Source organism: Ilumatobacter nonamiensis YM16-303 (assembly GCF_000350145.1).
Taxonomy (GTDB): domain Bacteria; phylum Actinomycetota; class Acidimicrobiia; order Acidimicrobiales; family Ilumatobacteraceae; genus Ilumatobacter_A; species Ilumatobacter_A nonamiensis.
The window spans coordinates 1-18,685 of record NZ_BAOL01000093.1 but is presented as its reverse complement, the minus strand read 5'-3'; the positions used below and the strand labels follow the sequence as shown (position 1 = coordinate 18,685).

19 protein-coding genes and 1 tRNA gene are annotated in these 18,685 nt (G+C 67.6%); 14 read left to right on the top strand and 6 right to left on the bottom strand.

What is annotated here, in order from left to right; genetic code table 11:
• Positions 1-18: 18 nt before the first annotated feature.
• Positions 19-112: transfer RNA gene (locus ON45_RS10615), tRNA-Sec, on the bottom strand.
• Positions 113-244: 132 nt separating this feature from the next.
• Between ON45_RS10615 and ON45_RS10610 the strand changes: the two genes are divergently transcribed.
• From ON45_RS10610 to ON45_RS10570, 9 genes are all read left to right on the top strand, one after another.
• The gene (locus ON45_RS10610) at positions 245-907 is read left to right on the top strand and encodes a CpaE/TadZ family protein (RefSeq protein ID WP_148288638.1); all 663 of its coding nucleotides are present in this window, start codon (positions 245-247) and stop codon (positions 905-907) included.
• Positions 904-2,025, top strand: a complete 1,122-nt coding sequence (locus ON45_RS10605) for a TadA family conjugal transfer-associated ATPase (protein ID WP_051062874.1) — start codon at positions 904-906, stop codon at positions 2,023-2,025. The genes ON45_RS10610 and ON45_RS10605 overlap by 4 nt, the downstream gene beginning before the upstream one ends.
• Positions 2,022-2,771: a type II secretion system F family protein gene (locus tag ON45_RS10600; protein WP_040493748.1), complete on the top strand. Its 750-nt coding sequence runs from the start codon at positions 2,022-2,024 to the stop codon at positions 2,769-2,771. Before ON45_RS10605 ends, ON45_RS10600 begins: the two co-directional genes overlap by 4 nt.
• Positions 2,768-3,496 (top strand): type II secretion system F family protein, encoded by a 729-nt coding sequence (locus tag ON45_RS10595; protein ID WP_158412336.1) that lies wholly within the window; start codon positions 2,768-2,770, stop codon positions 3,494-3,496. Before ON45_RS10600 ends, ON45_RS10595 begins: the two co-directional genes overlap by 4 nt.
• Positions 3,497-3,566: 70 nt before the next feature.
• Positions 3,567-3,836, top strand: a complete 270-nt coding sequence (locus tag ON45_RS10590) for a DUF4244 domain-containing protein (RefSeq protein ID WP_040493745.1) — start codon at positions 3,567-3,569, stop codon at positions 3,834-3,836.
• Positions 3,837-3,838: 2 nt separating this feature from the next.
• On the top strand, positions 3,839-4,210 hold the full coding sequence (locus tag ON45_RS10585) for a TadE/TadG family type IV pilus assembly protein (protein ID WP_051062873.1): 372 nt from the start codon (positions 3,839-3,841) through the stop codon (positions 4,208-4,210).
• Between the two features lie 63 nt (positions 4,211-4,273).
• A complete protein-coding gene (locus ON45_RS10580; protein WP_040493743.1) occupies positions 4,274-5,788 on the top strand; it encodes a cryptochrome/photolyase family protein in 1,515 nt (504 codons plus the stop codon).
• A gap of 35 nt (positions 5,789-5,823) precedes the next feature.
• Positions 5,824-6,282, top strand: a complete 459-nt coding sequence (locus ON45_RS10575) for a PPOX class F420-dependent oxidoreductase (RefSeq protein ID WP_206537681.1) — start codon at positions 5,824-5,826, stop codon at positions 6,280-6,282.
• Positions 6,282-6,647, top strand: coding sequence for a DUF952 domain-containing protein (locus tag ON45_RS10570; RefSeq protein ID WP_040493741.1), 366 nt, complete (start codon positions 6,282-6,284; stop codon positions 6,645-6,647). The genes ON45_RS10575 and ON45_RS10570 overlap by 1 nt, the downstream gene beginning before the upstream one ends.
• A gap of 25 nt (positions 6,648-6,672) precedes the next feature.
• Here ON45_RS10570 and ON45_RS10565 read toward each other — a convergent pair whose 3' ends face one another.
• From ON45_RS10565 to ON45_RS10555, 3 genes are read right to left on the bottom strand one after another with little or no spacing between them, the layout of a single operon-like run.
• Positions 6,673-7,206, bottom strand: coding sequence for a DUF427 domain-containing protein (locus tag ON45_RS10565; RefSeq protein WP_083914749.1), 534 nt, complete (start codon positions 7,204-7,206; stop codon positions 6,673-6,675).
• Positions 7,207-7,209: 3 nt separating this feature from the next.
• Complete coding sequence (rsgA, locus tag ON45_RS10560; RefSeq protein WP_051062872.1) at positions 7,210-8,274, bottom strand: ribosome small subunit-dependent GTPase A; 1,065 nt, start codon at positions 8,272-8,274, stop codon at positions 7,210-7,212.
• 14 nt (positions 8,275-8,288) lie between these two features.
• Entirely contained in the window at positions 8,289-9,962 is a 1,674-nt protein-coding gene (locus tag ON45_RS10555) for an outer membrane protein assembly factor BamB family protein (RefSeq protein WP_148288637.1), read from the bottom strand.
• A gap of 191 nt (positions 9,963-10,153) precedes the next feature.
• Here ON45_RS10555 and topA point away from each other — a divergent pair, with 191 nt between their 5' ends.
• The 4 genes from topA to map are packed head-to-tail and all read left to right on the top strand — an operon-like array spanning position 10,154 to position 15,650.
• A complete protein-coding gene (gene topA / locus ON45_RS10550; RefSeq protein ID WP_040493737.1) occupies positions 10,154-12,937 on the top strand; it encodes a type I DNA topoisomerase in 2,784 nt (927 codons plus the stop codon).
• A 28-nt stretch (positions 12,938-12,965) separates the two neighbouring features.
• Positions 12,966-13,577 carry a dTMP kinase gene (gene tmk, locus ON45_RS10545; protein ID WP_040493762.1) on the top strand — a complete coding sequence of 204 codons (612 nt, stop codon included), beginning with the start codon at positions 12,966-12,968 and terminating at the stop codon, positions 13,575-13,577.
• The gene (locus ON45_RS10540; protein WP_040493735.1) at positions 13,574-14,620 is read left to right on the top strand and encodes a DNA polymerase III delta subunit-related protein; all 1,047 of its coding nucleotides are present in this window, start codon (positions 13,574-13,576) and stop codon (positions 14,618-14,620) included. The genes tmk and ON45_RS10540 overlap by 4 nt, the downstream gene beginning before the upstream one ends.
• A gap of 49 nt (positions 14,621-14,669) precedes the next feature.
• Positions 14,670-15,650, top strand: a complete 981-nt coding sequence (gene map, locus ON45_RS10535) for a type I methionyl aminopeptidase (RefSeq protein WP_040493733.1) — start codon at positions 14,670-14,672, stop codon at positions 15,648-15,650.
• 14 nt (positions 15,651-15,664) lie between these two features.
• Here map and ON45_RS10530 read toward each other — a convergent pair whose 3' ends face one another.
• Positions 15,665-16,090 (bottom strand): c-type cytochrome, encoded by a 426-nt coding sequence (locus ON45_RS10530; RefSeq protein ID WP_158412334.1) that lies wholly within the window; start codon positions 16,088-16,090, stop codon positions 15,665-15,667.
• A 109-nt stretch (positions 16,091-16,199) separates the two neighbouring features.
• Positions 16,200-17,636, bottom strand: a complete 1,437-nt coding sequence (locus ON45_RS10525; protein ID WP_040493729.1) for an HsdM family class I SAM-dependent methyltransferase — start codon at positions 17,634-17,636, stop codon at positions 16,200-16,202.
• Positions 17,637-17,681: 45 nt separating this feature from the next.
• Here ON45_RS10525 and coaA point away from each other — a divergent pair, with 45 nt between their 5' ends.
• On the top strand, positions 17,682-18,644 hold the full coding sequence (coaA, locus tag ON45_RS10520; protein WP_241432191.1) for a type I pantothenate kinase: 963 nt from the start codon (positions 17,682-17,684) through the stop codon (positions 18,642-18,644).
• Positions 18,645-18,685 lie beyond the last annotated feature (41 nt).

Sequence of the window (18,685 nt, the reverse complement as noted above, 5' to 3'; positions counted from 1 at the left end):
AAAGCCGTGGACCTGTCAGCGGAGGTGGACGGGAATCGAACCCGCCGGATGGGGATCGCCCATCCCGACCGCTTTGAAGGCGGCGGAGCCCACCAGGTACTCGGACACCTCCCGGTAGCGCGACGTCACCCTAACGGTTGCGTGGCGCGTGGTTGCAGTGGTCGACGACCACCGGTACCTTCAGCTCACCGACTCCCTCCCGAGTCCACGGCCGGTCCGCCGGCCCGTCCCACTTGGGGGAATCATGATCACGCTCTGCCACGCCGTCAAGGGCGGCAGCGGTACCACGGTCGTCGCATGTGCACGTGCGATCAACTCACCGGGTCCCACGCTCCTCGTCGATCTCGACGGTGACGTCCCGAACGCCCTCGGAATCGATCAAACCAGCCGTCCGGGCGTCGTCGAATGGCTGGCCAGTGAGGCGCCGCCCGCCCACCTCGAGGATCTCCTCATCGAGGTCACGCCGAACTGCGCGCTGCTGCCCGCTCGCGAACCCGCGAGCCCGGGGGCTCCGCCCACCGACCGCACCGAACGTTGGGACGAACTCGTCGACTTCTTCACCGAGTGGGCGAACGACACGGGAGGCTCCGTCGTCGTCGATGCCGGCACGCGCGACCTCCCGACCTCGTTCACCGAACAGTGCCCACAACGCTGGTTGGTCACGCGGGCCTGCTACCTCTCGCTCCGGCGCGCGTTCCACCTCACCGTTCGGCCGACCGGCGTCGTGCTGGTCGCGGAACCCGGCCGATCGCTCAAGGCACGCGACATCGAGACCTCGGTGGGAGCTCCGGTCATCGCGACCGTCGAGTGGGACATCCGAATCGCCCGCCAGGTCGACACCGGACTGCTGCTCGGCGGTCGTCTGCCCCGGTCGCTCCATCGCGCACTCGTCGGTGTCGCGGCATGACACCCGACGGACTCGTCGATGCGGTCTGTCGATCGATCCGCGACGAAACCGGTGACCTCGACGACCTCGTCGACCGCGCGGTGCGCCGGCTCGCACCACTCACCACGACCGACCAACGACGGCAACTCCGGATCGACGCCACCGCCCAGATGCGCGGGCTCGGTGAACTCGACCGTCTCGTCGACGATCCGGACATCGACGAGGTCCTGGTGACCGGCGATCAGATCTGGGTCGATCGGGACGGTCGCGTCGAGACGGCGGGCGTCCTCCACGGGACCACGGTCGAGCAGGTGATCGAGCGCATCCTGGCGCCGATCGGACGACGGGTCGATCGAACGACACCGATCGTCGATGCCCGCCTGTCCAACGGGGCCCGCGTGTGCGCCGTGGTTCCACCCGTGGCGGTGGGCGGTGCGTCGCTGTCGATCCGTCGGTTCTCGGAAGACGTGCGATCGATCGCTGACTTCACGGGTGAGTCCGGCGAGGAACTGATCCGTGCCATCGTTGCCGACCGCCTCAACGTGGTCGTGTGCGGCGCCACGTCGTCGGGCAAGACCTCCCTGTTGGCCGCCATGCTCGACGCGGTCGACGACATCGAGCGCTTGATCGTTCTGGAGGACACGACCGAGCTGCCGTGCCGCGCTCCCCACGTCGTGCGCCTCGAGGCGCGACCGGCCACAGCCGAAGGTGTCCGCCCGGTCTCGTTGACCGACCTGGTGCGGACGGCGCTCCGCCTCCGACCTGACCGGCTCGTCGTCGGAGAGGTCCGCTCCGACGAATGCCTGGCACTCGTGCAGGCGATGAACACCGGGCACGACGGGTCGTTCTCGACGTGCCATGCCAACGGTCCACTCGACGCGCTGCTGCGCCTCGAATCACTCGTGCTGCAGGCCGCGCCACAGTGGCCGTTGTCGGCAGTGCGCCAGCAACTCGCTCGGTCGATCGACATCGTCGTGCACGTCGGCCGGCAGGGACGCTCCCGACGGATCCTCGAGATCTGCGAGGTCGATCCACCGAGCCTCGACGGCCGGCTCGGCGCACCGACCGTTCGCTCGCTCGCGTGTTCGAGCGGGGGAGATCTCGTCGTCGCCGCACGACCGAATCGGACGCGTCGATGATCGTGGTCCCGGTCACTGCGGCGGTCGTCACGGCGCTCGTGCTCTCGACGACGACCGGGTGCCGGCCGACCCGCCGCGCCCCGTCGGATCGCCAGAGGTCCGAGCGGCGGTTTCGACCTCGGAACGGGTCGGGCCGGCCCTGGGACGCGCTCCACCGACGACATCACCTCGAACCCGCCGGTGTCGCCGCGTGGTGCGACGAGCTCGCCCGCGGGCTGCGACACGGATCGACCCTCCGATCGGTCATCGCCGGCACGGTGCCCGACGACGCGGCCGTCGCCCAGCACACGGCGTTCCTCCGGCACCGACTCGAACGCGGATCGACCGTGAGCGCCGCATGCGACGACTGGTCGGTCGACTTGGAGCGTGACCCCGCATCCGGCATCGACGCGCTCCACACCTTCGCGGCCGTGCTCTCCGCAACCGCGGCGCTCGGCGGCAACACGGCCGAGCCGATCGACCGGTTCGGCGTCGCGATGCGTCAACGGGCATCCGATCGACTCGAACGAGGCGCGAACAGCGCCCAGGCACGGATGTCTGCGCGCGTGCTCACGGTCGTTCCGCTCGCCATGCTCGCGCTGCTCCTCGCGACCGACGGCGACGTTCGTGCGACCGTGACCTCGGCCAGTGGTGCCACGGTCGTCGGCATCGGACTGGTGCTGAACACCGTCGGCGCCTGGTGGATGCGTCGGATCGCCGGAGCGCCCGCCCCGACCGCGCCCAGAGCAACATCGGGGCCACCGTGATCGTCTCGGTGTTGGCCGCGGTGATCGTCGCTACGTCGGTCGGGTCACTCGCGAGCGCATCCGGGCGCGTGGTCGAACCATGGAGTGCGGCCGAACGCGACGAGCCGTCGGAGCGCCCCAGGACAGCGCGACGCGGACGCTCATTCCTGCTGGTCGCTGCGGCGCTGGCCGCGATCGTCGTGGCCGGGCCGATGGCTGCGCTCGCGCTCGGAGTCGCCGGGCTCGGCTGGCCGTCGCTCCGCCGTGTCCTGGCGGCCCGCGCCGACCGGCGGCACATCGAAGCGTCCGTCCCCGACGCCATCGACATGTTGATCCTCGTGGTCCACGCGGGAATGACCCCACATCAGGCGATCGTGATCCTGAGTGATCGGGGTCCGGTTCCGGTCCGGCCCGCTCTGCACGAGGTACGACGGCGTGTTGCGCACGGGGCTCCGCTCGCCGAGGCACTCGATGCACTCACGGAACTGCTCGGTCCGAGTGCCGCCGTCGTTGCCGACACGCTGGCGATGTCCGAACGCTACGGCACACCGATCGGGCACGCGCTCGAACAACTGGCGATCGACGTCCGCGAGCGTCGCCGCCGGCAGGCCGAAGCCGAGGCGCGCAAGCTCCCGGTCCGCATGGCGTTCCCACTCGTGTGCTGCACGCTCCCCTCGTTCGTCCTGCTGGCGATCGTTCCTGCCGTCCTCGCGGCGATGACGTCGCTCAACACGAGCGATCTCTGATCGACCGGCTCTCGGTCCCACCTCGACCACCAGGTCCTGCTCGCACACCATTTCGAGAATCGGAGACCCCATGCTCGACACCACACCTCTGTTGATGCTTGCCATCACCATCCATCGCACCGGACTCGACATCGAGCGGTGTCTCACACACGCGGTGACACATCTGATCGAACGGCGTGACGACGACCGTGGCCAGGCAACGACCGAGTACGCGCTGGTCCTCCTCGCGGCCGCACTGGTTGCCCTCCTCGTCGTCGCCTGGGCGACAGCAGGTGGTGGCGCCGCGAAGATCAGCCGCCTCTTCAACCGGGTGATCGACTCGGTGACCGACAAGGTCTGAACGTGCCGATCTCACGCCGACCTCGCGATCGCGGGCAAGCGGCGGTCGAATTCGCCGTCGCCTTGCCGCTGGTCGTCATCGCGATGCTCGCGATCGCGCAGGTCGGCGTGACCATCCGCAACGAAGTCGCCGTCGAACTCGCGGCGCGCGAAGGTGCACGAGCGGCGGCCGTCTCGGCTCAGTCGGGCGGGGCCGCGACGAGCGCGGCCCGTCGGGCGGTCGCTCTGCCGATGGACGTGTCCGTCTCGGTCGAAGCGGCGACGGTGAGCGTCACGGTCACCTACGTCGACCCGACCGACATCGCGATCATCGGTGCAGCCATCGGCCCCGTCACGCATTCGGCGACCGCGACGATGGCCCTCGAACCCCCGTGATCGGATCAATCGGATCGACCGCTGCGTTGGGCGCGTCCGGTCGAACACCGCGATCATCGTGCGGTGAACACGGTGTGGGTTCTCGGCGATCAGCTCAATCGCCACCTCGGTGCGCTCGCCGATGCCGACCCGACCACCGATCGTGTCCTGATCATCGAGAGCACCGCGAAGGTCACGTCGAAGCGTTGGCACGTCCAACGGGCACACTTCGTCATCGCCTCGATGCGACGATTCGCCGACGAACTGTCCGCCGCCGGTTTCGAGGTGGATCACCGCCGCTCCCGTTCCCTGGCCGACGGCTTCCGGGAGCACGTCGACGAGTTCGAGCCCGACGAGGTGATCGCCACCGAACCAGCGAGTTGGGACGGACTCGAGTTGTTCCGTGACCTCGGCGTCACCACCGTTCGTTCGAATCAGTTCTTGTGTCACTACCAGGACTTCGCCGACTGGGCCGACGGCCGAAACAGGCTGAGGATGGAGGACTTCTATCGCTGGCAACGAAAACGGCTCGGATACCTCATGGACCAGGACGGAGAACCGGTCGGTGGGCGCTGGAACTTCGACGACGAGAATCGGGAACCTCCTCCCGGCGATGAGTCCGATCCGTGGGCTGCGCCCCAGACATCGCGGCTCGACGAGCTCGACCGGGAGGTACTCGCCGACCTCGACGACGTCGCGTTCGACAACGGTGGGGAGCTCTGGGGAACCGCACCCGACGGAACCTGGGCCACGACCCGACGCGCGGCGCTGAGCCGACTTCGCCACTTCGTCGACGAGGTGCTCCCTCGGTTCGGTCCTCACGAGGATGCAATGGTCCGGCGTTCGTGGCACCTCGCGCACTCGACGCTCTCGCCGTACATGAACATCGGCCTGCTGCTCCCGGGCGAAGTCTGCGACGCGGTCCAGGACGCGTACGACGACGGTCGCGTCCCGCTCAACTCCGCCGAAGGGTTCATCCGTCAAGTGATCGGATGGCGCGAATACGTGTGGGGCGTGTACTGGCTCTGGATGCCGGAGTACCGGTCCGCCAACGTCCTCGGAGCCGACCGAGCGCTTCCGCCCGTGTTCAGCGGAGCGGCGTCGACGGAGATGAACTGTGTCGACCACTGTCTGTCGACGTTGCACTCCAAGGCGTACAACCATCACATCCAACGCCTCATGGTGCTCGGCAACCTCGCCATGCTGCACGGCGTGGATCCGTGGGCGATGACGACGTGGATGTGGTCGACGTTCATCGACGGAGCGGAGTGGGTGATGCTGCCCAACGTGATCGGGATGAGCCAATGGGCCGACGGTGGGCGGATGGCGACCAAGCCCTACGCAGCTGGAGGGAACTACATCGACACGATGAGCGACTATTGCGGTGACTGCCGTTTCGACCGCACGCAGCGAGTCGGTGACGACGCCTGCCCGTTCACCACGCTGTACTGGGACTTTCTCGACCGCCACCATGATCGTCTGGTGAGCAATCCGCGCATCGCCCGACAGGTGCGGGCAGCCGAGCAACTGTCGGACCTCGACGCGGTCCGCTCGCGTGCCGCGGTGGTGCGGGACCGACTCGACGTCGGCGACCTGTGATCGTCCGCGTGGGAACAGAATCGGACGGTCGTCGGTTGGCCACAGGCATGGCGTACAACCAGGCACCGGACGGCTGGTGGCAGTCGTTCATCTCCGAGCTTCCGGCCCGAACCGCGAAGCTGGCGATCATCCGCGCCGACGGGTCCCCGCAGGTCGCACCGGTGTGGGTCGACGTCGACGGTGAAGGAGACGACGCTCAGATCGTGTTCATGACGTCGGCCGACACGGTGAAGGGAAAGTCGATCCTGCGCGATGGACGGGTCAGCCTGTGCATCGACGACGATCGACCGCCGTTCTCCTTCGTCACGATCAACGGCACGACCTCCACCTCGACGGACCCCGACGACCTGCTGGCATGGGCCACGCGCATCGCGGGTCGCTACATGGGTGACGACTTGGCCGAGCAGTACGGACGGCGCAACGCCGTTCCACCCGAGATGATCGTGCGCGTCACGCCGACGAAGGTGATCGCCAAGGTGGACGTCGCCGACTGATGAGCGCCGAGCCGATCTTCCACCTGGCCCTCCCCGAGGACTGGGCCGCTGCGTTCCAGTCCGGGGAGTACACGATGTCCACTCGCGGACGCACCCTCGACGAGGAAGGCTTCATCCACGCGTCGACGCTCGCGCAGACCGAGGCAACGGCGAACCGTTTCTATGCCGACGTCGATCAACTGGTCCTGCTGCGGATCGATCCGGACAAGATCCCCCACGAGATCCGGTGGGAACCCCCGGCACCGGGCATGGACGAGGTGTTCCCCCACATCTACGGCCCGCTCCCGATCAGCGCCGTCATCCGGAACGACTACTGGTTCCGTACCGACGACGACGAGGGCAGCCGATGGGTCCTCGGCGCGTGATCGGATGAGGTGACCGCCGTCGCGTTCACCAGCTGAGTGTGCCGGTCGCACCCTTGAACGGACCGGTCACGTTGGCGGTGATCCAGCCTCCGTAGAACGAGCCGTCGTTCGGATCGACGCGTTCGTCGTCGACCCAGCATTCGTCGAGCGACTGCGCGTAGAACGCCCAGTGGTCACGGATCTCCGCAAACCTCGGCGTCGGTGTCCGGTACGTCCAACAGGCCTCGTTCGCACGGTGCTCGTCGACCAGCACGTCGGCATAGGTCGCCGACCCCTTCCATTCACACATCGACCGGCGTGTCGTCTCGGCGAGGCGATCGATGTCGACGAAGTCCGCAGCGACGTAGTACGCAGGCGCCTGGCTCGTCTCCAGCACCCGCATGGCGTGGGACGCGTCGACCACCGTGACGCCGGCGTGCACGACGCGAATCCTCCAGTCGACACGCTCGACCCGTGGTGGCCGCGGGAAATCCCACACCGACTCGACCGGCTTGCCATTGGATGCGATCGCTCCTCGGCCACCTGCCGCCTCGAGCTCCTCCTCACCGCGGGTCGTCATCGCTCACTCCCTCATTCCGTCGAACTCGGCCACCTCGGGACGCCGCTGATCCTTCGATCGACGATCGGCCGCCTTCTCCCGCGCCCGCTGCTCCTCCTCCAACGCCGACTCCTCGACGATCAGCGCTTCGAGCGCCGACAACCGCACCGGATCCAGATCACCGTCGGCGATCGCCTGCTGTACCGCACATCCGGGCTCGCGATCGTGCTTGCAGTCGCGGAATCGACAGTGGTCCATCAGGTCGAAGACGTCCGCGAACGCCCGCTCGATCCCGTCGCCCGACAACCACAAGCTCACGGCACGCACGCCCGGGGTGTCGATCATCCAACCCTCGTCCGGCATCGGCACGAGCGACGCGACGACCGTCGTGTGCCGTCCCCGCTGATCGCCCTCGCGCACCTCCGAGGTCGCCTGCACCGCGTCTCCGACGAGCGCGTTCACGAGCGTCGACTTCCCGACGCCACTCGCACCGAGGAACGCGAGCGTCCGGTTTCCACTGGCCGCGGCACGCAGCGCGTCGACCCCCTCGCCGGTGATCCCACTCGCCAACAACACGGGAACACCCAAGGCCACCGCGGCCAGCGCGAGCCGGGTCGGCTCCGGATCGTCGACGAGATCGGTCTTGGTGAGCACCACGATCGGCTCGGCACCCGAGTCGAACGCCAGCACCAACTCGCGTTCGAGTCGACGCGGGCTCGGCGGTGCTCCCAAAGCGTGGATCAGGAAGACGACGTCGATGTTCGCCGCGAGCGTGTGCGCCACCGCGCGCATTCCGTCGAACGACGCGCGGCGGGTGAACGCCGAGGTGCGATCGAGCACGTGCTCCACCCGCTCGCCGTCGTCGCTCGGCACGATCCAGTCACCGACGGCGACGTCGGCACCGATGTTGCGCAGGCGTACCGGCTCCTCACGCCCGACCACTTGGTTCAGTGATCGGGCGGCCGTGCTCCACCCGCGGTCGAGTCGGGTCACGCGGGCCGGTTCACCCGGGCGCCCGAGATCCGTCCACGCCTGCTCGAACGACGCGGACCAGCCGAGCCGGTCGCGTCCATCGTCCACATCGTTCACCGCGCCGACCGTACTCATCGATCTGCGCTCGACGCGCCGACAGCCACGGGTTCCGGATCGTCCGCACCCGCCTGCGGCTCGGCTCGACACCCGTCCGCCAGCGACGGACCGCTTGCGTCTCCCCAGGCGGACACTCGGGTCACGTCATCCGACTTCTGCACGGTGGCCACCACACCACGACCGATCGCGACGGGACCGCTTCCCGGCAGCGACCAGAGTTCGCGACCGTCGAGATCGAACGCCACCCGCGACAGATCGCCATCGATGATGTCCTGCACCACGACGCCGTTCGACGCCATCGTCAGGGTCTCCTGCGACCCCGGACGCAGGTCGAGGTCGACGAGGGTGCTCCCCGTCGAGCTGTCGATCACGCGTTGCTTCGCGCCGCCCTCCGTCGCCACGAGCAGGGAGCGTCCCCGATCGCTCACGACACTCTCCAGCACGATTCCGGACACGCGCCATCGGATCTCCACGGTGTCGTCGACGATCTCGGCGCCGTGGACCGAACCACCGCCGGTCACGATGAGCGACGCTTCTCCGAGAGGTTCCAGGCCCACGACGAATCCCGGTGGATCGATTCCGGGCGAACCCGTGAGCGGGACGGTTCGCGGCTCATCCGTTCCCGAGTACACGCTGATGTCCGTGGCGTTTCCGGGCGCGACGACGACGCCCGTTCCGAGCGCGGCGAAGGGCGAGTCGGACGGCACCACGACGCCGAGCAGGTCGCGGTCAGCGGGAGACGTCGCGAGCACGTTGTCGCCCTGGCGTGTGATCAGCCGGCCGTCCGGATCGATGCCGACGATCGCTCCAGCGGCGATGTGGACCCGGTCGCCGTCCTGAGCGTTCACGACCTCCACTTCACTTTCTGTCGTGGTGGTCGCCGCCGGCCGCCGGACGCCCACGTACACGAGACCCGTGGTTGCATCGAGGCGCGCCGTCCAGTCGCCGCGGAATCCACGATCCCAGAGCAGCTCGCCGGAGTCCTCGTCGAAGCCGAACAGGCGTCGGAACCCTGTGTCGGGACCCGATGCGCTCCGCACGATCACGGTGCGGTCGACGATCCCGACGACCTCGTGTCGTCCCGTCGGCGACCGCATCTCTGCACGCCATCGTTCCCCTCCGTCGTCGAGGTCCAGCGCGACCACGGAGATCGGGAGCGACCCGTCAGCGGCCGGTCGATCGTGCCGGACGAAGGTGACGACCGACTCGGGACTGACGGTGATCGGCGCAACGACGCTGCGGACGTCGGCCAACTCCTCGCTCCAGAGCGGCTCGATCGACATCGGAAGCCGTGGTGACGCACAGGCGATCGGCGCGAATCCCGGCACGTCATCGGGCCTGCTGGTCACATCGCCGCCGAGATCACTCGCCGATCCGGCCGAATCGTCCGCGTCGTCGACCTGCGCATCGACCTCGACAGCGCCGATCGGAGGATCCGATCGCGCAGTCCACATCACCGCTGCTCCACCGATCACGAGCGCCGCGAGTCCACCCAGAGCGACGCCGATGCGACGCGTCGTCGACCGAGGTCCTCCCGGCGACGCGGGTTCCGACCGTGTGCCGTCTTCGCCCCGCTCTCCCCGATCGACGAACGACCGCCGTGGTGGGTGGACGAAGCTGACCTCGGCGTCGGCGCGCCACGGGCTGTCGTCGTCCTCCGGATCCGGAGCGACACCGTCGTGGGCCACCTCGTTCACTGTAGAACCGATGCCGTCGCGAGGTCTCGCGGAGGCTCCGCCGAACAGCGTCGATTGCCGGAATCCCCGATTTCTCGGCACACTCTGCGGCAGACCCTCGGATGAACTCCACGCAACATCCCCTCCACATCACCACCCTGCGGCTTGACAACCGCTTCCAGATCTCGTAGCGAAAGGCACTGATGTCCAAGCCACTCGTCGTCGTCGAATCCCCCGCAAAGGCGAAGACCCTGTCGAAGCTTCTCGGCAGCGATTACGACGTGCGCGCCTCTGTCGGCCACGTGTCGGACCTCCCGTCGAAGGGCCTGAACATCGACGTCGACAACGGGTTCAAACCCACCTACGAGCTGACCGAACGGGGCAAGACGGTCGTCAAGGAACTCAAGGCTGCGCTGAAGGAAGCCTCCGAGCTCTACCTCGCGACGGACGAAGACCGCGAGGGCGAAGCGATCTCGTGGCACTTGGTCGAGTACCTGAAGCCGAAGGTCCCGGTCAAGCGGATGGTGTTCCACGAGATCACCAAGTCGGCGATCGACCATGCGGTCGCGAACCCGCGCGGCATCGACTACGGAATGGTCGACGCGGCCGAGACGCGGCGCATCCTCGACCGCCTGTACGGCTACGAGGTCAGTCCCGTCCTGTGGCGACGCGTCAACCGCGGCCTGTCGGCGGGTCGGGTCCAGTCGCCGACCGTGCGGCTGATCGTGCAGCGCGAACGGGAACGCATCGCCTATGTCACCGCCGACTACTGGGACATCGACGTCGTCACCGCGACCGCTCCGGCGTTCGACGCGAAACTGATCTCGATCGCCGGCGACCGGATCGCCACCGGCAAGGACTTCGACAACACCGGCGCCGTCAAGAAGGACATCATCGCGCTCGACGAGCAGCGTGCACGCGGCTTGGCCGAGAGCCTCCACGAGTCGACCTTCACGGTTCGCTCCGTCGAGGAGAAGCCCTACAAGTCGTCGCCGAAGGCACCGTTCATGACGTCGACGCTCCAGCAGGAGGGTGGCCGCAAGCTGCGCCTCTCCTCGTCGCAGGTGATGCGTGTCGCTCAGGGACTGTACGAGCGGGGCTTCATCACCTACATGCGTACCGACAACGTGATCCTGTCCGACGAGGCGATGAACGCGACCCGCTCGGCGATCACGAGCGAGTACGGCTCGAAGTACCTCAACGCGGGTCCGAAGCAGTACAAGACGAAGTCGAAGAGCGCGCAGGAAGCCCACGAGGCGATCCGCCCGACGACACCGTTCCGTTCGCCGGACAGTGTCTCCACCGAACTGAACAGCCAGGAGATGGCGCTGTACCGCCTGATCTGGCAGCGCACCCTCGCCTCGCAGATGGCCGACGCGACCGGTGTGACCGTCAGCGTGCGCCTGGGCGCTCCGGCGACCGACCGCACCACCGGCGAGATCGTGGAGTGCGAGTTCGCGGCGTCGGGCACCACGATCACGTTCCCCGGCTACCGAGCCGTCTACGTCGCCTCGAAGGAAGAGCGCGGCGACGATGCCGCCGATTCCGAAGCGTTGCTCCCGCCGCTGACCGTCGGCGACACGGTCCCGACCGACTCGATCGAACCGGTCGGTCACACGACCACGCCGCCGGCGCGCTACACCGAGGCGTCACTGGTCAAGAAGCTCGAAGAACTCGAGATCGGCCGACCGTCCACGTGGGCATCCATCATCCAGACGGTCCAGGACCGCGGCTACGTGTGGAAGAAGGGCCAAGCCCTCGTCCCCACCTGGACCGCGTTCGCCGTCGTCCGCCTGCTCGAGGAACACTTCGACGCACTGGTCGACTACGAGTTCACGGCGTCGATCGACGAGGACCTCGATGCGATCGAGCGCGGCGACCGCCAGAAGGCCCAGTGGCTCACCCGCTTCTACTTCGGCGAGACCGACGACTACGACGTCCCGTCGATCACCGCCGAGGCCGGCGCCGGCGACGATGCGATGCTCGGCCTCAAGCGCCTGGTCGAGGAGAACCTCGACGAGATCGACGCGGCCGAGATCAACACGTTCCCGCTCGGCACCGACGAGAACGGCGACCTGATCGTCGTCAAACCCGGCCGCTACGGCCCCTACGTGAAGCGTGGTGACGACACCGCGGGCCTGCCCGACAACCTGCCGCCCGACGAACTCGACGTCGCCAAGGCGGTCGAACTGCTCGCGGCACCGAAGGGCGACGATCCGATCGGCGAGATCGACGGCCTGCCCGTGTTCGCCAAGAACGGCCGCTACGGCCCCTACGTCCAGTGGGGTGACCACGACAATCCTCCTCCCGGCATGGAGAAGCCGAAGATGTCGTCGCTGTTCCAGACGATGGTGTTCGAGAAGATCACGATGGACGAGGCCGAGAAGCTGCTGTCGCTCCCCCGCCACGTCGGCGACGACCCGGAGGACGGCGTTCCGATCTACGCGAACAACGGCCGGTACGGGCCGTACGTGCAGAAGGAGAAGGACTACCGCAACATCGACTCGGAAGATCGGATCTTCGAGATCACGCTCGAAGAGGCGTTGAAGATCTACAGCGAGCCGAAGGTGTACAAGCGCGGTGGCCGCAACATGGCAGCAAAGGGTCCGCTCAAGGAGTTCGGCGCCGACCCCGTCAGCGAGAAGAACGTCACCGCCAAGGACGGCCGTTTCGGCGTCTACGTCACCGACGGCGAGACCAACGCATCGCTCGGCAAGGGCGACCGGATCGAGGAGATCACCCCCGAACGTGCCTTCGAGCTGCTGGCGATCCGGCGCGAAGCCATCATCGCCAAGGGCGGCACACCCGGCAAGAAGGCCAAGGCGACGAAGAAGAAGGCCGCGGCCAAGAAGAAAGCCGCCGGGAAGAAGAGCGCGGCGAAGAAGAAGGCCGCCGGCAAGAAGAAGGCTGCGGCCAAGAAGAAGAGCGTCACCAAGAGCGCGACGACCGAGAAGGCCGCCGTCGAGATCACCGATCTCAACGACTGATCCCCGGCCGATTGGTACCGTGCTGGCCGTGACGCCGGGTCCGACCTACATCGCGTTCGAGGGTGCCGAGGGTTGCGGCAAGTCGACCCAGGCGGAGCGACTGGCGACACGCACGCACGCGTTGCTCACCCGCGAGACCGGGGGAACCGACATCGGTGCCCGCCTGCGGTCGATCCTCCACGACACGTCGATCGCGGACATGTCCACGCGCGCCGAAGCACTCATCGCAGCCGCCGACCGCGCCCAGCACATCGATCAGGTCGTGCGTCCCGCGCTCACCGCCGGGCGCAGCGTCGTCAGCGACCGGTCCGTGTACTCGACGCTCGCGTACCAGGGCTACGGACGCCAGCTGGACGTCGGGATGCTCCGCGACGTCAACGACTGGGCGACCGATGGATTGTGGCCCGATCTCGTGGTGTTCATCGACACCCCCGACGACGTCATCGCCGAAAGGATGGCGCGTCGCCACCTCGACCGCTTCGAGGCCGCCGGACGCGAGTTCCACAACCGGGTGATCGATGGCTTCCGCACGATGGCGGCGGCCGACCCCGACCAGTGGGTGACCGTCGCCGCAGTCGGTTCGATCGACGAGGTCGCCGCGCAGATCGAAGCGGCACTCACCGTGCGAGGCGTGGGATGAGTTCCGTGTGGGACGACGTGGTCGGACAGGCATTCGCGATCGAGCAGCTCGCATCGGCCGCCGACGTCGGACCCGTCCACGCGTACCTCTTCGTCGGCCCCCCCGGCTCGACCAAGTTCCAGGCTGCTCGCGCTTTCGCCGCACGCGTGATCAGCGGCGGTGACGACCCCGACCAGCGCGATGCGCGCCTGGCACTGCGTGGCGAGCATCCCGATGTCCGCGAAGTCCAGCGAGCCGGTGCCTCGATCTCCGCCGAGCAGGCGCGCGAGATCGTCCGCGTGTCGTCGCTCGCTCCGACTGAGAGCGCCCGCAAGGTGTTGATCCTCGACGAGTTCCACCTCCTTCGTCCCGAGGGCGCAGCACTGATGCTGAAGACGATCGAAGAGCCGCCGGAGTCGACGATGTTCGTCATCTGTGCGGATTTCGTTCCGCACGAACTGATCACGATCTCGTCGCGCTGCGCCAGGATCGATTTCCGGTCGATCGCCGACGGCGTGATCGCCGCGCGACTCCTGACCGAAGGCGTCGGCCCCGTCGAGGCGCAGGCAGCATCGAAGGCAGCTCTCGGGGACCTCGATCGGGCCCGGTTGCTCGCCACCGACCCGGGCCTCGCCGCACGCCGTGCCGCGTTCCTCGCCGCTCCGACGACGATCGACGGGTCGGGCGCCGTGGCGATGCGACTGGCCGCGGAGTTGCTGGCGCTGATCGACGAGGCAGGAGAACCGCTGGCGGCACGACAGGAGACCGAGGCGGACGAACTGACCGCTCGGATCAAGGAGTTCGGCGAGCGCGGGAGCGGCAAGAAGCAACTCGAGGACCGGCACAAGCGCGAGATCCGCCGCCAGCGAACCGACGAACTCCGAGCCGGTCTCGCGACGATGGCGGCGACCTACCGGGACACCCTGACGGCGGGCACCGCACCCAGCATCGACGCGGCCGCAAGCGCGGTTCGCCGGATCCACGACGCACTGGACTCACTGGAGCGCAATCCGAACGAGCGCCTGCTCCTCGAGAACCTGCTCTGGTCACTGCCGACGGCCTGAGCACCGCGGCGCACTCCCGGTCGCGTCGCGAACGCCCTATCCTCGACACATGAGCATCGCGACGGCTCCGACCACCCTCCCCCAGGCCAACGAGCCCTGCTGGTGCGGGAGCGGGCGCAAGTACAAGCGATGCCACAAGAAGCTCGAAGGTCGCGTGCTCCAGGGTGAGGTGTCGCCCATGCGACTGGTCCCGGATCACATCGCTCGGCCCCCGTACGCCGACACCGGCGAGTACGAGCCGTGGGAGGAGGATCGGATCAAGTCCCCCGAGATCATCGAGGCGATGCGCCACAGCGGCAAGGTCGCCTCGACGGTGCTGCGCGAGGCCGGAGCGATGGTCGCGCCCGGTGTCACGACCGAGGAGATCGACACCTTCGTTCACGAGCGCTTCATCGAGCTCGGTGCGTACCCGTCGACGATCAACTACCACGGCTATCCGAAAGCCTGCTGCACCTCGATCAACGAGGTGATCTGCCACGGCATCCCCGACTCGCGTCCGCTGATCGAAGGCGACATCTGCAACATCGACGTCACCGGTTGGATCGGTGGCGTGCACGGCGACACGAACGCCACGTTCTTCGTCGGTGAGGTCGATCCCGAGAGCCGTCAGCTGGTGCAGGTCACCGAGGAGTGCATGTGGCTCGGCATCGAGGCCGCCAAGGCCGGGCAACCGTTGTCCGACATCGGCCGGGCGATCGAGGATCACGCCAAGAAGTACAAGTACGGGGTGGTGCGCGCGTTCGTCGGTCACGGCATCGGCGAGCAGTTCCACACCGACATCCAGGTGCTGCACTACTACGACAGCCGGTCCAGCGTGATCATGCGCCCCGGGATGACGTTCACGGTCGAGCCGATGATCACCCTCGGCTCCATCAACTACAAGATCTGGGACGACGACTGGACCGCGGTCACCTCCGACGGCAAGCGGACCGCCCAGTTCGAGCACACGCTCCTCGTCACCGAGGGCGAGCCCGAGGTGCTCACCGGCGGCGAGGGTGCAGCGAGCCCGTTCGCCCCCTGGAACCGCTGACTCGGCCGACGCGGTCAGCCGTCGCTGGTCAGTTCCTTGATGTAGGCGATCACGTCGTCGGCTTCGGCCTCGCTCAGTCCGTTCGTCGGCATCTTGACGGTGTACCCGTCGACTTCTTCCACGGCCGGTTCGAGGATCGCTCGGAGCAGGTACTCGTCGTCGGCGGTCACCGTGCGCGTGCCGCCACCCTCGTCCTCGGGGACCTTCAGCACGACCTCGCTCCCGGCGAGATCGACCCACGTCGGCCCGACGCCGCCCTGGCCGTTCGAGCCATGGCACGAAGCGCAGCCATTGGAGTTCGCCGTGTTCTTGCCGCGCTGCGCGAGCTCGGACAGTTCGCTGCCACCGCCGCCACACGATGCGACACCGATGGCCAACACGACGGTGGCCACACCAGCGATCCACGGTCGCGTCGAAGTGGTCCGCCGGGTGGTGCTCACGAGGATGCATTGTGGCAGCACCGCCGAGACTTCTCATGACACCGCGTCGATGTTCGGCGAGACGTTCGTCTCAGGTCGAGACGGTCGCCCGGAGGTCCAGCGGCGTGGGTCAGTTCGCCCGTGCCGCGATTCGCTCGAAGATCGGCGACCACCAGGCGAAGACCTCCGCGCACTCCGACTCGTCGAGGCCGTAGGCACGATCGACGAGTCGCCCGGATTCGACGACGTCGCCGGCCCGAAGTGCCGCCACCGCTCCATCGAGTCGCCCGGTCGGCCAGGGAAGTTCGGCGAGCATCGTCGGTCCGAGGCGGATCGCGTTCGACGACAACCCGGTTCCTCCGCGCTGGTGCCATGCCCACACCGACACCGACGGTGCGACGAGCACCGTGGCGATCTCCCAGGCCGATTCCGTCACGACCGCGTCGGTCGCCGCAGCGGCCTCGGCCAAGGGATAGGCGGCGACGACCGGAACTCCCGGCAACCAGTCCCCCGACGGGTCGCACACCGCTTCGACGATCGGCGTCTGATTCGCGATGAGCACCTTGGGGACCAGCCGCTTGTCGGCCCATGCCGACATTCTCGGATCGAGGGCCGCGAGATCGATGCGCGGCGCGATGAAGCGCCGCTTCGCGAAACGCACCGACCGCTCACCCCACCAGCACCGGCCGGGGTCGATCAGGCCACTGGTGATCAGCGGCGGGCCGGTCTCGTGATCGCCGACGGCAGGGATCATGCCGTAGTACTCGTCGCGGAAGTTGGCGTTGAGGCGCGCCCGGTCGCCGAGCCGTCCTCGTGCCGGATCACTCGTGTCGAAGACCGTGGGCATGGGCGGGACACCCGTACGTCCCGTGACGACGTGGGACCACCGCGACCCCGTTGGCGACACCCGCTCCGCGCCCGCACACGAGAACTCGAACGCAAGGGCACAGGTGACGACCTCGGCGTCGAAGTCGCGTTCTCCCGTCCAGGTCGACCAGATCATGTCCGCGCGTCGGTCGATTCGATCGCGAACCGCTCCGGCGTCTCGTGCGGACAGGATCGACTGCGGGAGCACGAACGCGACACGACCGCCGTCAGGATCGACCATGTCGGCGGCGAGCGCGAGGAATTCGACCGCCGCGTCGGCGTACGGTCCACCGCCGCGTGTGCTCGCACCACCCCGCGTCGTGGAACTGGCCATCTGCGACAGAAACGGCGGATTGCCGATGACCAGGTCGAACGTTCCCGCCTGCTCGGCGAGCCACGTCGACGTCAACGCGTCGGCACACACGATCTCGACACCTGGAGCGGACGGCGCCATCCGCACCGTCTCGGCATCGATGTCCACCCCGACCGCCGTCGCATCGCCTCCGGCCGCCCGCACCGCATCGACCGCCGCCGTCAGGAACCGTCCGTCGCCACACGCCGGATCGAGAATCGACAAGGCACGTTGGTGCCTGGCACCGACGAACATCTCGTCGATGACGGCGGTGACGACCGCGTCCACGAGGTGCTCCGGGGTGAACCAGGCACCGCGCTGTTTGCGCTCGTTCCCGGCGTCGCCCATCTCCGGAAGGCTACGACTCGGCCACCGCCGTCTACAGTCCTCGCGGTGGCCGATGCCTCACCGCTCTCCATCTCGGTGTCCGAGTTCGACGCGAGTTCACGCCGTCTGTCGTTCGATCGTGACGAATGGGCCGAGCTGCGCGCCGCGACACCGCTCACCTTGCGTGAACCGGATCTCGAGCGATTGCGGGGCATCAATGAACGGATCGACCTCGACGAGGTCGCCGCCGTCTACCTTCCGCTCAGCCGATTGCTGAACCTGTACGTCAGCGCGACGCAGAATCTCCACAAGGTCACCGCGACGTTCCTCGGGGCCCGGGAGCCGAAGGTCCCCTACATCATCGGGATCGCCGGCTCGGTCGCTGTCGGGAAGAGCACGTTCGCCCGCATCCTGCAGGCACTGCTTGCCCAATGGCCCGACCACCCCAAGGTCGACTTGATCACCACCGACGGATTCCTGCATCCGAACCACGTCCTCGAGGAACGCGGCATCATGCACCGCAAGGGTTTTCCCGAGTCGTACGACACGCGCGAACTCGTGCGGGTGTTGCGCGAGATCAAGAGCGGGCGATCGCGAGTCGACGCACCGGTGTACAGCCACGTCGTGTACGACATCGTGGACGACGAGCACGTCGTCATCGAGCAACCCGACGTCGTGATCCTCGAGGGGCTGAACGTGCTCCAGAGCGGCGAGTCGAAGACGGAGTTCGTGAGCGACTACTTCGACTTCTCGATCTACATCGACGCCGCGGAAGCCGACATCGAGCAGTGGTACGTGGAACGGTTCCTGACGCTGCGCGAGTCCGTGTTCCAGGATCCCGACAGCTTCTTCCGCAACTACGCGGAACTCACCGACGACGAGGCGGTCGACACGGCACGAGGAATCTGGCGCCAGATCAACGGCTTGAACCTGCGCGAGAACATCGCGCCGACGCGCGACCGCGCATCGCTGATCGTCCGCAAACGCAAGGACCACCGCGTCGACCGCGTCGAACTCCGCCGCCTCTGACCCCACGACCATCCGGACCATCCGGTGTCAGACACCCGATG

Coding starts and splice junctions, on each gene's coding strand:
- ON45_RS10610 (WP_148288638.1), top strand. CDS start 245: ATGATCACGCTCTGCCACGCCGTCAAGGGCGGCAGCGGTACCACGGTC.
- ON45_RS10605 (WP_051062874.1), top strand. CDS start 904: ATGACACCCGACGGACTCGTCGATGCGGTCTGTCGATCGATCCGCGAC.
- ON45_RS10600 (WP_040493748.1), top strand. CDS start 2,022: ATGATCGTGGTCCCGGTCACTGCGGCGGTCGTCACGGCGCTCGTGCTC.
- ON45_RS10590 (WP_040493745.1), top strand. CDS start 3,567: ATGCTCGACACCACACCTCTGTTGATGCTTGCCATCACCATCCATCGC.
- ON45_RS10570 (WP_040493741.1), top strand. CDS start 6,282: ATGAGCGCCGAGCCGATCTTCCACCTGGCCCTCCCCGAGGACTGGGCC.
- ON45_RS10565 (WP_083914749.1), bottom strand. CDS start 7,206: ATGACGACCCGCGGTGAGGAGGAGCTCGAGGCGGCAGGTGGCCGAGGA.
- topA (WP_040493737.1), top strand. CDS start 10,154: ATGTCCAAGCCACTCGTCGTCGTCGAATCCCCCGCAAAGGCGAAGACC.
- ON45_RS10540 (WP_040493735.1), top strand. CDS start 13,574: ATGAGTTCCGTGTGGGACGACGTGGTCGGACAGGCATTCGCGATCGAG.
- map (WP_040493733.1), top strand. CDS start 14,670: ATGAGCATCGCGACGGCTCCGACCACCCTCCCCCAGGCCAACGAGCCC.
- ON45_RS10525 (WP_040493729.1), bottom strand. CDS start 17,636: ATGGGCGACGCCGGGAACGAGCGCAAACAGCGCGGTGCCTGGTTCACC.